This is a genomic window from Mesorhizobium sp. M2E.F.Ca.ET.219.01.1.1, from assembly GCF_004016445.2.
In the GTDB taxonomy this organism is placed as follows: Bacteria; Pseudomonadota; Alphaproteobacteria; order Rhizobiales; family Rhizobiaceae; genus Mesorhizobium.
In genome coordinates, this window is sequence record NZ_SADT02000218.1 from 1 (window position 1) to 302 (window position 302).

The window sequence follows — 302 nt, forward strand, 5'->3', positions numbered from 1 at the left end:
GCTTTCAAGTTCGAGGAGCTCGAGGCCGGCATCGACGACAAGCACCATGTGGCGCCGGGCTACGACGCCGACGTGCTGTTGCGCTGGGGCGACCCGCTGTTTGCCGATTCGCCGGACTTCGACCCGACCAAACAATCGGCCGCGGCCCAGGCAAAACAGTTCGGCTACAACAACGACTATGTCGGCTATATCCCGATCGACGGCTCTGCCGAGCACGGCCTGCTGGTGGTCAACCACGAATACACCAACCCGCATCTGATGTTCCCCGGCATCGTCAAGATCGTCGACAAGGACGGCAAGAA

The 302-nt window shown here is 61.3% G+C and carries 1 protein-coding gene; it reads left to right on the plus strand.

Annotation, left to right across the window (positions count from 1 at the left end):
* A partial coding sequence (locus EN862_RS35590; protein WP_135913333.1) for an alkaline phosphatase PhoX occupies positions 1-302 on the plus strand: 302 nt, incomplete at both ends.